This window comes from Klenkia soli, assembly GCF_900103975.1.
GTDB classification, from domain to species: Bacteria; Actinomycetota; Actinomycetes; order Mycobacteriales; family Geodermatophilaceae; genus Klenkia; species Klenkia soli.
The window spans coordinates 68,994-81,706 of sequence record NZ_FNIR01000001.1; the positions used below are offsets into that span (position 1 = coordinate 68,994).

At 71.1% G+C, this 12,713-nt stretch carries 12 protein-coding genes; 6 read left to right on the forward strand and 6 right to left on the reverse strand.

The features are described 5' to 3' along the window. Positions 1-13 precede the first annotated feature (13 nt). Positions 14-1,399, reverse strand: a complete 1,386-nt coding sequence (locus BLS67_RS00350; protein ID WP_165617414.1) for an HD domain-containing protein — start codon at positions 1,397-1,399, stop codon at positions 14-16. An 18-nt stretch (positions 1,400-1,417) separates the two neighbouring features. Here BLS67_RS00350 and BLS67_RS00355 point away from each other — a divergent pair, with 18 nt between their 5' ends. Together BLS67_RS00355 and BLS67_RS00360 are read left to right on the forward strand one after the other, a co-directional pair. After that, the gene (locus BLS67_RS00355) at positions 1,418-2,314 is read left to right on the forward strand and encodes a nucleotidyltransferase domain-containing protein (protein ID WP_207500143.1); all 897 of its coding nucleotides are present in this window, start codon (positions 1,418-1,420) and stop codon (positions 2,312-2,314) included. Continuing rightward, on the forward strand, positions 2,311-2,520 hold the full coding sequence (locus BLS67_RS00360) for a hypothetical protein (protein ID WP_091237815.1): 210 nt from the start codon (positions 2,311-2,313) through the stop codon (positions 2,518-2,520). Before BLS67_RS00355 ends, BLS67_RS00360 begins: the two co-directional genes overlap by 4 nt. A gap of 128 nt (positions 2,521-2,648) precedes the next feature. Here BLS67_RS00360 and BLS67_RS23350 read toward each other — a convergent pair whose 3' ends face one another. Next, positions 2,649-2,837 carry a hypothetical protein gene (locus tag BLS67_RS23350; protein WP_131801639.1) on the reverse strand — a complete coding sequence of 63 codons (189 nt, stop codon included), beginning with the start codon at positions 2,835-2,837 and terminating at the stop codon, positions 2,649-2,651. A gap of 71 nt (positions 2,838-2,908) precedes the next feature. On the opposite strand from BLS67_RS23350, the gene BLS67_RS00365 reads away from it, so the two are divergent. Beyond that, complete coding sequence (locus BLS67_RS00365; RefSeq protein ID WP_091237818.1) at positions 2,909-3,436, forward strand: hypothetical protein; 528 nt, start codon at positions 2,909-2,911, stop codon at positions 3,434-3,436. Between the two features lie 247 nt (positions 3,437-3,683). Here BLS67_RS00365 and BLS67_RS00370 read toward each other — a convergent pair whose 3' ends face one another. Next, complete coding sequence (locus tag BLS67_RS00370; protein ID WP_131801640.1) at positions 3,684-8,243, reverse strand: DUF4132 domain-containing protein; 4,560 nt, start codon at positions 8,241-8,243, stop codon at positions 3,684-3,686. 149 nt (positions 8,244-8,392) lie between these two features. Then, on the reverse strand, positions 8,393-8,713 hold the full coding sequence (locus tag BLS67_RS23355) for a hypothetical protein (RefSeq protein WP_131801641.1): 321 nt from the start codon (positions 8,711-8,713) through the stop codon (positions 8,393-8,395). Between the two features lie 1,769 nt (positions 8,714-10,482). On the opposite strand from BLS67_RS23355, the gene BLS67_RS00385 reads away from it, so the two are divergent. Further along, complete coding sequence (locus tag BLS67_RS00385) at positions 10,483-10,749, forward strand: hypothetical protein (RefSeq protein ID WP_091237829.1); 267 nt, start codon at positions 10,483-10,485, stop codon at positions 10,747-10,749. Between the two features lie 71 nt (positions 10,750-10,820). On the opposite strand, the gene BLS67_RS00390 is transcribed toward BLS67_RS00385, so the two are convergent. Together BLS67_RS00390 and BLS67_RS00395 are read right to left on the reverse strand one after the other, a co-directional pair. Further along, positions 10,821-11,111: a hypothetical protein gene (locus BLS67_RS00390; protein WP_091237832.1), complete on the reverse strand. Its 291-nt coding sequence runs from the start codon at positions 11,109-11,111 to the stop codon at positions 10,821-10,823. A gap of 40 nt (positions 11,112-11,151) precedes the next feature. Next, positions 11,152-11,448, reverse strand: coding sequence for a hypothetical protein (locus BLS67_RS00395; protein WP_131801642.1), 297 nt, complete (start codon positions 11,446-11,448; stop codon positions 11,152-11,154). Between the two features lie 149 nt (positions 11,449-11,597). On the opposite strand from BLS67_RS00395, the gene BLS67_RS00400 reads away from it, so the two are divergent. Both BLS67_RS00400 and BLS67_RS00405 read left to right on the forward strand, forming a co-directional pair. After that, positions 11,598-11,810 (forward strand): hypothetical protein, encoded by a 213-nt coding sequence (locus tag BLS67_RS00400; RefSeq protein ID WP_091237838.1) that lies wholly within the window; start codon positions 11,598-11,600, stop codon positions 11,808-11,810. Between the two features lie 136 nt (positions 11,811-11,946). Beyond that, a complete protein-coding gene (locus tag BLS67_RS00405) occupies positions 11,947-12,285 on the forward strand; it encodes a hypothetical protein (RefSeq protein WP_091237841.1) in 339 nt (112 codons plus the stop codon). Positions 12,286-12,713 lie beyond the last annotated feature (428 nt).

Genomic DNA, 12,713 nt, shown 5'->3' on the forward strand with positions numbered 1-12,713 from the left:
GCCTCCCCTCCTGCTACCGGGCGTCCAGCAGGTCCGCGAGCCGTCCGTCCGCGGCGAGCTCGGCCAGCCACGCCACGGCGCCCGCCCGGTCGGTGAACAGCCCCTCGTCCTGGGCGGCGAGGGCCGCGGCCATGACTCCCCGGAAGCACGGACCGGGTTCGTGCCCCAGGGCGATGAGGTCGGCCCCGCGCAGCAGCGGTCGGGCGGGCTCCCGCTCCACCCCGACCTCCTCGGCCAGCGCCAGCCAGGACGTGGTCGGGTTCGGCCCCGACCCGGCGCCGCGGCCGGCGTGGTCCGCCCCGCAGACCAGTGACCAGTCCGCCAGCGACGCCGGCGCGAGCCGGCGGGCCAGCCGACGCACCGCTGCCCGGCTCGGCCCGCGGGTCGCCGACGTGGCGACCATGTGCTCCCGGACCACCGGGACGACGCGGTCGACGAGACCGGGCGGGGCACCGATCGAGCCGAGCAGCTCCTGCACCGCCTCGGCCCCGGACTCGGCGTGCCCGTGGGAGGTGATCCGCCCGTCGGCCCGCACCTGCGTGCGGGTGGCCTTGCCGAGGTCGTGCAGCAGCGCCCCGAGCACCACGACCGTGCGGTCGTCCCCGGTCAGCCCGGCGCCGTCGGCCAGGACCGCCGCGGCGTCGCCGGCCAGGCCCGAGTGCACCAGGACGTCGCCCTCCGGGTGCCAGCGCGGGTCCTGCGGCACCCCGGCCAGCCGGGCCAGCTGCGGCACGTGGGCGATCCAGCCGGTCGCGACCAGCGCGGCCACCGCGGCGGTGAGGTCGCGCCCCCGCTCGCCGATGCCCCGCCACTCGCCCCAGACCCGCTCGACCGGGAGGGTGCGGTGGGCCGGGAACAGGGTGCGGCACAGCTCCGCGGTCTCGGGGGCGAACGCGAACCCGAACCGGGCGGCGAACCGGACTCCGCGCAGCACCCGCAGCGGGTCGTCGGTGAACGAGGGCCCGGTGTGCCGCAGCACCCCGGCCCGCAGGTCGGCCAGCCCGCCGACGGCGTCGAGCACCTCCCCGCTCACCGGGTCGACCATCAGCGCGTTCACGGTGAAGTCGCGCCGGCGGGCGGCGTCCTCGGGTCGGGTGCCCGGGCCCTCGGCCGGCACGGCGACGTCGAGGTCCTCGCCGTCCCGACGCACCTTCAGGACGGCGAACGACCGCCCCACCTCGTCGACCCGGCCCACCTGTGCCAGCGCCGCGCGCAGGTCGGCGGGCGCGAGGCCGAACACCTCGACGTCGACGTCCTTCGGGGTGCTGCCCGGCGCGAGCAGGGCATCCCGCACGCAGCCGCCCACCAGGAGCGGCCGCCCTCCCGCCCGCCTGATCGCGGACAGGACGGCGGCCGTGGCGCTGCTGAGCCCGAATTCGACTGCCGACGACGTGGTCACGATGGGAGTGTGGCCGCCGTGTCCTCCCGAACCCCCGCGTCGGTCGTGCGCGGCGACCGCTCGCTGCCGCCCGGCTTCGACCACCCGCACGCCTCCGAGGAGGCCCGGCGGATCGCCGAGCAGGGCACGATCCTGCGGGTCCAGGTCGGTTCCGGGGTGCACGGGACATCGATCGGCGGGCAGGACGACCGCGACGAGATGGGCATCTGCCTGGAACCGCCGGAGTTCGTCACGGGTGTGGCGCGGGTCGGCGAGGGCATCCCGTTCGAGCAGTACCAGCGGCACACGGTGTGGGACCGGCCTGGCGGGTTGGCGAACCGCTCGGGGGCCGGCGACCTGGACGTGGTCGTCTACTCGGCCCGGAAGTGGGCGCGGCTGGCGCTGGCCGGCAACCCCACGGTCCTGCTGCTGCTCTTCGTGCCCGACGCCGAGGTGGTGCACCGCGACGAGGCCGGCGCCGATTTGGTGGACAACGCGCACCGCTTCGTCTCGCGGCTGGCCGCCGACCGGTTCCTCGGCTACCTGACCGGCCAGCGGGCGGCGATGACCGGCGAGGTCGGCGCGCACACCAACCGGCCCGAGCTGGTCGCCGAGCACGGCTACGACACCAAGTACGCCATGCACGCGCTGCGCCTCGGGGTGCAGGGCGTCGAGCTGCTGAGCACCGGCCGCATCACGCTGCCGGTGCCCGAGCCCGACCGGTCGTACCTGCGCGCGGTGCGGGCCGGCGAGGTCGAGCTGGCCGAGGTGGTGGCCGCCGTCGACGCCGCCGAGCAGCGGCTGATCGCCCTGCGCGAGAGCTCCACCGTGCCCGACGAACCCGACCGCGCCTGGGTCGACGCCTGGCTGCACCGCTCCTACCTGGCCCACTGGGCCGGGAGCGCGGTGCCCACCTCCCCGGACGACGTGCCGTGACGAGGCGTAAGTCCGCGACCGAGCGCCGCACCGCGTCCGCCCTCGCCGTCGTGGACGCCTACGGCCGACACCGCGGCGCGACGACCCAGCGCGAGGACGCGGCCGCCGACCTGGGCATGGGTCTCCCGACGTTCCGCGCGGCCCTGGACGACGCACGCCGCCTGGGCTTCGACATCGAGGCCGCGCCGGAGCAGACCAGCTCGTAGCCCCCGGGGTTCGACAGGCCCGGGGACGACGAAGGCCGCCTCCTGGTGGAGGACGGCCTGGTCGATCGGGTGGAGCTGAGGGGACTCGAACCCCTGACCCCCACACTGCCAGGCCAACCTGACGACGTTCACAATTGTTCGTCGTGGTCCTGGAAGCCCAGCTCGGAGCGCCGATCCGGCGTCGGCCGGACGTCGGCGAACCAGCCTGAACCACGATCGATCTGGGTCAACTGCAACCAGAACTGCAACCAAGGATCAAGCACCGGGGCGTTGGCTTCTTGCCGACGACGCCGCGAACCTGACTGTCCGGAAACCACGACCCGTCTACCAGAACAATACTGGCCCGGGCGGGCTCGACCCGACTTCCCAGCTCGCTCGGTAGACCGTCATGCTCTTCCTGCAGTCCCCGGGGGCGGATCAGGGATGGTGGAGCATGCCGGTTCTTCTCGGTGGTGAATTCGACCAGTTCGCGAAGGGCTCGTCGGCATCTGGTCCTTTCGGGCCCGAGGAAACTCCCCTGTTCGTCGTCAGGTTCAGGGAGACCGTCGAGCTCAGCGGGATCATCAGGTCGGTGGCTGTGACGTCGTACATGCTGACCACGATCAACTTGTTCACTGGGGCCCGCTGCCCAGTCGGCGCAGTTCCGGATGGCCTTCCCGTCACCGCGGCTGGAGTACTCGTCCACCGCAGCCCCGACACGGTTGAGTTCATGGTGGACACGTCCGGCGATCACACCGATGTCGCCATTCGATCCATGCTGATGTCCGTACGAGACATCTTCTCGACGACGGGACGAGCAGCAACGCTCAGCTCACGATCCGCGGTGGACGATCAAGGAATCGAGCCCCCTGGCTGGCATCACATCGGCGGAGACCTGCTGTGGCCAGTGCTCGACGAACTCGGACTCGAACACTGAGGGTCAACCCCACTCGTTCGTTCATCGCTCGTGGTGCGGTCCTCGGCATCACAGCGGCGTCCGAGAACGGCCGTCTCCCGGACCGGCACGACCACAGGTCACGTTGCTGACCTGCACGGACTCACACGTGTCCGACAGACCCGTCCGAACTGTTCTCCCGGCAAGGGCCGTCATACGGCACACCCTGTGGGGACTTCCGTGCCGTCGGCGCAGGCCCCAGCGTCCCCCGGCCAAAGGCCACACGGTCTCAGCGCAGCTGGCGCACGATCGCGGGGTCCGAGACGCGGTCGTCCTCGGCGAGGAGCAGCACCTCGGAGAGGATGAGGGCGACGGTCGGGTCGTCGTCGACGAACGGTAGGAAGACCCGGCCGAGGTGGTCGTCCGGTACCGGTACCAGGACGATGGACCGGCCGGGCAACATGTGCACGGTCCCGGATCCGAGGTGCACCGAGTAGCGGCCGCGCTGTCCCTGGACGACGGCGTGGTGCCCGCGGACCTCGACGCCCTCCACGCCGCTGGCGCGCATCGTCTCCTCGACGAGCTGCCGGCGTACCGCGAGCGATGCCTCGGAGGTCTCGACCTCGACGCCGGACGACGCCGCCACCGACACGACGAGGTCCATGTCTCGCATGGCCTCGCTGAACACCACGGGCGGGACGTCGCCGGCCGGCAGCTGACTCATGCGGCCGTCCGCGGACGGACCGACGAACTCGAGGTGGCCTGTGGTGACGTCGCCGGAACCGTGGTCGTCGACGGTGCTGAGCCCGTAGCAGTAGACCGTCACCCCGGCAGCCGGGAACTCCCGGACGTGCGCGCCCGGCTCGTGCAGGTCACGCCACCCCTGCGCGCCCAGCAACGCCGCACCCCGTCGACGTACCACCCGTCGCCCGGCGAACCGCATGACGTCGCGGTGCCCGAGCTCGGCGTCGGTCGGGACGTAGAGCTCGCGGAACAGCTGCCGGAACGGCTGGCGGTTGCGGTCGGTGAAGACCCTGCGTTGCAGGGCCGGCCAGTCGCCGGAGGTCGCGAGGTCCACCGGGTGGGCGACGCGGAGGGCGCGCCCGGTCCAGGCCTGAACCGACCCGTCCACCCGCCGAAGTCCACCGGCGTCGAGGTCGGGGAACCCCACGGCGCCTGTGTCGTCGACGAGCACGAGGGCACGCAGCATCGGTCCGAGCACGGGGTGGCCGACCAGCGCCGGCAGTTCGGCGCCGGTGATCTCCTCCCGGTCGGTGCAGGCCCGTTCCAGCCAGCGCCGCATCCGGATCGCCTGGTCGCGCAGGTCACCGGCCCGGGCCACCAGCTCAGCGACGGCGGGGTCGCGCTTGGCGGACGCGGGGATGCGGGTCAAGGTCTTGGCCCCGCGGCGCACGGACAGAGCAGGGCTGCCCTCGGCGTCGATGCTGAGCTCCACCTCGACGTCACCTGAGCCCGCGATCACCGGTCCGTCGCGCAGGTCGCCGAGCGTCTCCGCCTCCATCGTCCAGGTGAGCCGGGTGGCGTCGGGGTACCCGGCCCGGCGGGCCAGGTTGGTCAGGCCCACCAACAGCGCCTCGGCCTCGGACTTCCGCTTCTGGGCCTTGGCCGTGCGCTCGGGTGCTGCGAGCACCTGCATGGCACGCCACCGGGTCAGCAGGCGGGGGTCATCCGGGCCGGTGAGGGGAAGCAGCCCCAACGCTCGGGCCGCGTCCTGGTCGCGCTTGTCCTGGACCCGGCTGATCAGCTCGGTCTCCAGGGCAGCGGCCGCTCCGTCCTCATCGCTTGCGCTCAGGGCGCGGGCGTAGAGCCGTGTTCGGTGGTGCTGGGTCGCGCGCGATGCCAGAGGCGCGGCGGCGAGCAGGGATGCCAGGCCCTCGGACCCCAGCTGGGCGGCGAAGGACGCCCACCATCCGAAGTCGACCTCCCCGGCGGTGAGGGCTGTCTGGGTGAGCCGGGTGTGGTTGGCCATCTCGGGCCGCCACGGGCCGTTGTCGTACTCCTCGACGCGGCGGTGAGCGTGCACCCACAAGACCCCGGACGCCAGGCCGGGCCGGTCCAGGGCGGCTTCGACCAAGGGCGCCCACTGCGGCGCGAGTACGGCCATCTCGACTGCGCGCTGCTCCGGGACGGCCGCCCTCCGCAGACCGCGCTCGAGGTCAGCGGGGGTGTCGTCCTCGGCCGGGACGTGGACGGTGAGCAGATGGCTCAGGACGGCGTCGCGACCGGACTCGTTCCGGGGGCTTCGGACCAGGGGGCGAGGGACGGTCGCAGCCAGTACCGAGAGCAATGACTCGACGCCGACGGCGGCGCCGAGGTTCCACGCCAGCGGGGTGAGGACGTTTCCCATCTCTGCGGTGTCGGACACCTGGCTGTCGACGGCGGACCGTCGGACGTCGGCGACCACCTCGTGCAGCGCTGGGGACGACACCCAGTCCGGTGACGGTGATGCGGTGAACTCTCCGAAGTCGCGGTGGGGCCGGACCGGGCGGCCTCGGTCGGGGGCGATGACTGCGTCGAGCACGTCTGCGCGGGTGGCCAGGCCGAGGTCGAACAGGCTGGCCACGACCCGCGGCTCGACCCGGTGGCGCCACAGTGCCCGGTCGGCTGACCAGGGGTCGGTGATTCCGTCCGGTTCGTCGAGGAACCGCACCAGCGCCCACCAGCGAGCCAGGTCATCCCGGCCCGTGATGCCCCACGCCTGGGGGCGAGGTGTCACCCCGAGGTGCGGTCGGGGGTCGACCGGTCCTCCGCCGCCGTGTCGGTGCTCGGGGTTGCGTATCGCATCCACGGGGAGCTCGGCCAGGACGGTGGAGATCGCGTCGAGGTACAGCGGGGCCCAGGACGGCCGCCGCAGGTGGTTGGCGAGGGTCTGCATCTGACCCGGGACCAGGGCACGAGCCCAGCGCGGTGCCTCAGCCAACTCCGGCAGCGGGCCCGTCAGCAGGCCGGCGACCTCCCGGAACCACTCGGCATCCTTGCCCATCCGGTCGCTGCCGTGCACGAGCGCGACGGACAGGATCTGCAGCTCGATACCGCCGTCGGTCAGCCGGCTCTGCACGTCGGCCCACCAGGTGTTGAGGAACTCAGCGACAGGGGCCCCTTCGCGCGCCCAGGGAAGGGTGTGCAGGTTCTGCACCAACCGCACCTCGTTGCCGAGGGTCACCTCGTCCTCGGCCCGAGCGATCAGGTGGTCCAGCAGCGACGTCACCAGGTACCGACAGATGGCGTGGTAGCCGGCAAACCGTCCAGGCGGCGGTCCTGACGGTCGAATCGCCGGGGTCCGGTCCGCGGGGGTGTACTGCACCCCCGCGAGGGGTTCCGGTGCATCCGTCGCGCTCGACCGGGTCGGATCGGGAAGACCGCACATCTCGGCCAGCTGGACGGCCGCGCGCCGCTCGACAGGGCTCCCACCGGCCAGGTCGGACAGAGTCGCTCGCCGGCTGTCATCGTCCTGGTGGGACAGGACGGTGACCAGAAGCTTCAGGGTCACATCGAGGAACGGTGGCACGCGGCCGAGACGATGCTTGACCAGAGCAGCGCGGACGGCAGCGACCTCCGCGTCGGTGATGGGGTCCAGCTTCACGAGCTGCTGGAGCGCAGCGCGGCGGACATCGGCTGAGCGGTCGGCCACGTGGCCGAGGAGGGCTTCACGATGGGCGGCCGGGTCCTCGCCGAGGCGGGAGACCTCCCGGGCCCTCCCGCGTGGGGAGGCGGTCCTCCACACCTGGGATCGTTTGCCGCCCGCGGCGTCCTGCCGGAGCAGAGCATCCGCAGCCAGGGCGGACCCGGCCTCCAGGGTGTGGTGGCCGACCACCCCGACCTGAACCGGAAGGGTCCGCGGCCAGTCCCGAACCCGCTCCAGCAGGGCCGTCCGGACGTCGCCATCGATGCCGCCGGGCTTGGTGCGCCAGGCCGCTGCCGCGACGGCCGTCGCCGCGACTGCCGTGTCGGGGTCGCCGACGGCGCCGAGCAGCTCGGCCGTACGGTTCCGACGCAGCAACCAGCGGGCCCCGGCCAGCCGCAGAGCGGGGTCCGGGCGCGACAGCAGCTCGACCGCGTGCGGGACCGCTGCCTCTTCGTCCAACCGGCCCACACCAGCGAGGAAGCCGGCGTGCTCCACGGCGGTGGCTGCGTCGACGTCCTCCGGTCGAGCGTCGCGCCCGATCGCCTCGGTGCGTGCCCGCACCTCGAGGAACCGCCCGGCCTGCGGTGACTGCGGGGTCGTGACCTCCTCGCCGAGCCACCGGCCGACCACCTCGAGCACCGGGACCGAGCCGGCATGCCCGGTGTCCACGAGCGCCTGCAGCACGACGGCGTGCGCACCCGCGCGGGCGGCCCACAGCGCGTCCAGGACGGTCTCCAGCACCCCGGGCTGCCGGCCGGCGTCGGCCAACGACGCCGTCACCGCTGCCCAGTTCTCCGGATCGCTGGTCGCGAGCAACGCATGGACGGCGATCTCCGACGGACCGCTGACCGGGTGGCCGTGGGCCAGTTGCGCGCGCAGTTCGGCGGCCAGGTCCGCCCGTCCGGATTCGACCTCAGCGGCCACGACCGCAGCCACGCTCCGGTATCCCCGACCGATGTGGGCGCTCCACCGCACGAACCAGTCCACGTCGCCCGACCAGGTCGCCGCGGCGCCGAGGAGGGACTGCAGACTGCCGGCCCGGCCTCCCCAGGTCCACGGGGAACCCGGTTCGTGCCCGGCCGTCGCCGGCGCGGTGCGGCTGCGCTCCCACCAGCGGGCGATCGCGGGGCCGAGTCCGGGGTGACGCCGTTCGAGCTCAGCTGCCAGCTTCTCCGGGGGCACCCTGTCCAGCAGCTTCTCCACCCGGGCCGTCGCTGGCCCGAAGGAGCCGGACGCCACGATGTCCAGGAAGTCAGGGAGGCTGATCGACCCGCCCGTCGGCCGAGCAGCAGGGCGTTGTGCCCGGCCCGGAAGGCGTCGAGCCATCAGCTCGGCCTCGACCTCCTCGGGGGTCACCACCCGCGCGCTCCCAGTCCGACGAGGCGGACCAGCCGCAACCGGGTGGACTCGCCGACCGTCACCGGGGCATGCCGATCAGTCACCCGAGTGCCGTCCAGGACCGCCAGCACCAGGCCGTGGTCGAAGGCCTGCAGCACGCGGTCCACGGCCTGCTGCGGCGTGGGCGGCTCGGGGAGGTCACGCGCCCCGGGCCTCACGGCTCCGACCTGGAGCGCCTCCGCCAGCCCACCGGCGGTCAGCACGGTGTCCTGCGATGCGGCGGCATGCCGCTGCATCGAACCGGCCAACTCGGCAGAGGCCAGGGTCTCCAGCATCGACGTGAGGGTCGTCGGTCCAGTCGGCCCGGGCACGTGGTGGTCGATGACCTCCCCGCCGCCGGACGGCCTTGCCTCGATGATCACCCCACGCCTCCCGGTCAGCCCGCACCCCCGGCGGTCCTCCTGCAGTCTCACCGGGTCCCTCGGCCCCCAACACGGTCTGCTGCCAGCTCTCCCCCTTCCGGGGCACCGCCCGCCCACGGCGACGAAGACCCTCCTGGCACCGGGCGCGGGCCTCCACGGCGCGACCAGATGCGACTGGACGACCAAGCGACGCATGACGTCGGAGGCGACCAGCTGCTGCTGACCACCGAGGAATCCGCTGACGTCCTGCGCATCGGCCGCGAACCGCATGAGCACCCTGATGCTGCCCAGAGGTGCTGCATCAACTGCAACCGAGGACGACGAAGGCCGCCCACCCCGGGAGGTGGACGGCCTGTCGATCGGGTGGAGCTGAGGGGACTCGAACCCCTGACCCCCACACTGCCAGGCCGACCTGACGCCATTCACTATCGTTTGCCATGGTTTGAAAAGCCCAGCTCAGGGGCCGTATTCGATGTCGGGCGGACGGCGGCGAACGGGTGCGAACCAAGATCGATCTAGGCCGATTGCAACCAGAACTGCAACCAGAATCTCGCGCACGGAGACGTGATCCATCAGCACTCGACGGCGACCTCGGCCCGCCTTGAGGCGAGCACCGATGAGGAGGGCTCAGTGGACCTGACCCACGTCCGGAATGAGCGTCTACCGGGACTCCGGGTCCGCGCGGGCAGCGTGCCTTGCGGCACTGCTACCGGGTAACCGTCACGAAAACCGCGCTCACGGCATTAGACACCGGCGAATCCCGGACTAATCGTCCTCGTCAGGCGGGACAGGTGGCCGGGGATCGCCCCACCGGAGTTCGGCCGGCACTTCGACATGATCATTCTGGCGGTTGCAGCACGCGCTGAAACCGCCGTGCCGTGGGCACTCCACCTCGTCGGCTGCGGGGCAGTAGTAGATGTCTGCGCACCCGCAGTCGAAAACGACCCTACTCCAGGCGGCGGCCACGCTCATGCCGATGAGGTTATGACCACCCACTTGCAACGGCGCCGCGGCCACCCCGTCCTCCCCTATTCGGCACCGTCATGAAGGACGCGCGCACGGCATCAGGACCTCCGCCCCCCGGCGGCATGACGTCGATGGCGGCACCGCCGGTACCGTTTGCGTGTGCGGTGGTTTCCGAGGTGGGCCGCGAGGGACATGCCGCCCGAGGTATCTGCTCAGGGCCGACGCACCGAGATCGCCGGCGTGAATGCAGAGGACTTACACACACCTTCATTTCCCTGGGAGTTCCGCACGGACACAGGACTGTGGGTCCGCCTGCATGACATGGACTTCCTCGGTCTTGAGCACCAGGTACTGCCTCCGACGCTGACGCTCCGGTTCGCATATTCGGATCTCGAATGGACGCCGCCTGATTTCCAGGCCACCCCGGTGGCAGCTCTCCGCTTCGAGGCAGTCGCCCTCCACCGCTGGGAGGACTTACCCGACCCGGTCGGAGACCCGGCGCAGATGGTGTGGGCCTCCTACGTAACTGTCGGTGGCCTCTTCCAATTCGTAACGACGGCGACCCAGCTGGTCTTCTCTGCAGGCCGCTTGGCCGTCTCGATGGAGGCGGAACGCCCTCGCCCATCGAGAGACGGTGGGTGACTCGGGGGTCTTTTCGGCACCGTCACGAAGACTGTGGGCACGGCAGCACCAGGTGAACGACCTAGGGTGTGCGAGTGCACATCCGGCTCGGCCGACTCATCCTGCGGAGCTGGCGGCCTTTCGCCATGTGGCTGCCGGCTGGGTACGCCGAACCCCTCATCACCTACTTGGTCGAGCACTTCGACCAGCGAGATGGCGAGGTGAGCCAGCTGGGTGGGTTCTTCAGTGAGCGTGAGGCGGACGCCTGCATCGCCCAGCTCGAGGTCGAGGGGTGGATCGACTTGAGAATCAACATCGTCACGGTGCATCACCGCGTCACCGATTGGCAGTGGAACCGCTAGCTGCAGGTCGGTGCTGGTCTTCTCGGCACCGTCGCGAAGATCGTGCGCACGTCATCAGCCGCACGAAGGGGTTACGAATCGGTCGCTACCGACCGGCACCAGCCGGCGTCACCTGGGTCGCCGCAGACGGTGGCCGACCAGCCCGGGGGCAGGTCTGCCAGGGCGACCAGACCCGGGTGCATCTCCACCAGGTGACCGAAGTGGACCATCCTGGCGTCCTCGAGATCCAGCGTGGTTCCGCAGAGCACCTGCCAGTCGCCGTCGCCGTCGTGGTGCACATCCACGACCGGAGCCCCATCGAGGATCGGCTGCGTCGTGAAGATCAACGTGTCGGGGGACGCTGGGAACGGCCAGGGATTCACGAGGAGATCGTGGCAGGTGCTGGCGTCCTGGTGTGTTGGCTCAACAGGACGCCAACTCCTCCCCACTATTTGGCACCGGCAGCAGCCTCCAGACGGAGCACTTCCGCGGCGCCGCCAGTGCCGTCCAGGCATGACGGAGCAGATGGCCGGGCAGCCGGTTGCGAATGTCTTGGGCGGTCTGCAGATCCCACAGCTGCCCGGGGATGCAGCCGCTGACGAGCTGTTCGCGCTGATCCGCTACCGAGACGCTGACGGCGACGTGGCATGGGCTGTCAGGGTCACAACGGGGCTTGATGATGACGAGCTTCTCGGGGCCCTCACCGGCTACGTCGAACATCTCAAGCACGTTGCAGCCGCCTCGTGGAGAGACCACGAGACCACGAGACCACCCGGACTTCCCACTCGGACTGACGCCCGGAGCCTGTTGCCCTGTCCGGCACCGTCGCGAAGATCGACGACACGGCAGCACAGTCCTAGCCTGCGGCTGTGGTGGACAGCGGCCGAGCCGAACACGCACTGCACGAGCTGGCGCTCGCGGAGTGGCCACCAGCGGCAGAGGCGCGGGTCATCTCGGTGAGTTTCGTGGGCCCAACCGCCGAAGTGGTCCTGGTTGTGAACGGCGACTACGAGTACTGGATGTACTTCACCCGCGACGACGCCACCTGGGTTCTCGACCACGACGGCAACGGGCCGAGCTGAATCGGCGGTGAGGGTGCTCACCGCCGGTAGTCGCCGCGACCGACGGGCCGCACTCCGCTGTTCGTCACCGCGGCGAAGACCAAGCGCACGGCAGCACATCCACCGATCTCAGCCGTGCCGGTGCCAGAATCCGCGGATGATCCTTGCCAGCCGCGAAGACATCGCCGAGCAATTGTGGCTCCGCGACGAGACCCAGCTGGCCGAGGCCATCCTCGATGCGGACGAATCCACCCACCGCCGGGTGATGGAGGTGGCGGCGAAACCGCTGACCGGCTACTTCATGCACAGCGAGGTGGACGAATTACTGGTCGCCGCCGCGGTTCGGGTGCTGTCCCACAGCCGACGACGACCTCGACGATGGCGACCAAATCCCGACCGGACACTCGTCGACTTCTGGCAGCACGTCGGGCACGACCGAGACCGCCGCTCCCCCGACAGGGTCGACGACATCACCCGACTTCTCGACGGCCTGTAGGACGGCGACCCCAACCAGGCTCGGCATCGAGACCTGAGACCGCTTGGCGACCGCCGACCCCTCTCCCTTGTTCGGCGCCGTGGCCCACACGCAGGGCACGGCAGGACGACGGGCACCGTCGCGGATGGGCCGGGCGCAACAGCAGTGAACTGATGACCCCGTCGTCCCTGTCCGCCGTGAAACACAGTGTGCCTGGCCGACGAGGTCGACCAGGCACACTGCCGCTCTACCGGACTGAGCTACGACCCTGCGAACAGGGACGACGGGATTTGAACCCGCGACTCCATGGGTGCGCAGGTCAGCGGCACCCTCGGCAGCCATGGTGCCCGTGGCATCAGCCGCTTACCACTCCGTTTTCTCGCGTGCTGGCCTGCCACCCTGTTCGGCACCGTGGCGAAGACCGTGGGAACGGCAACAGGCGTCCGACT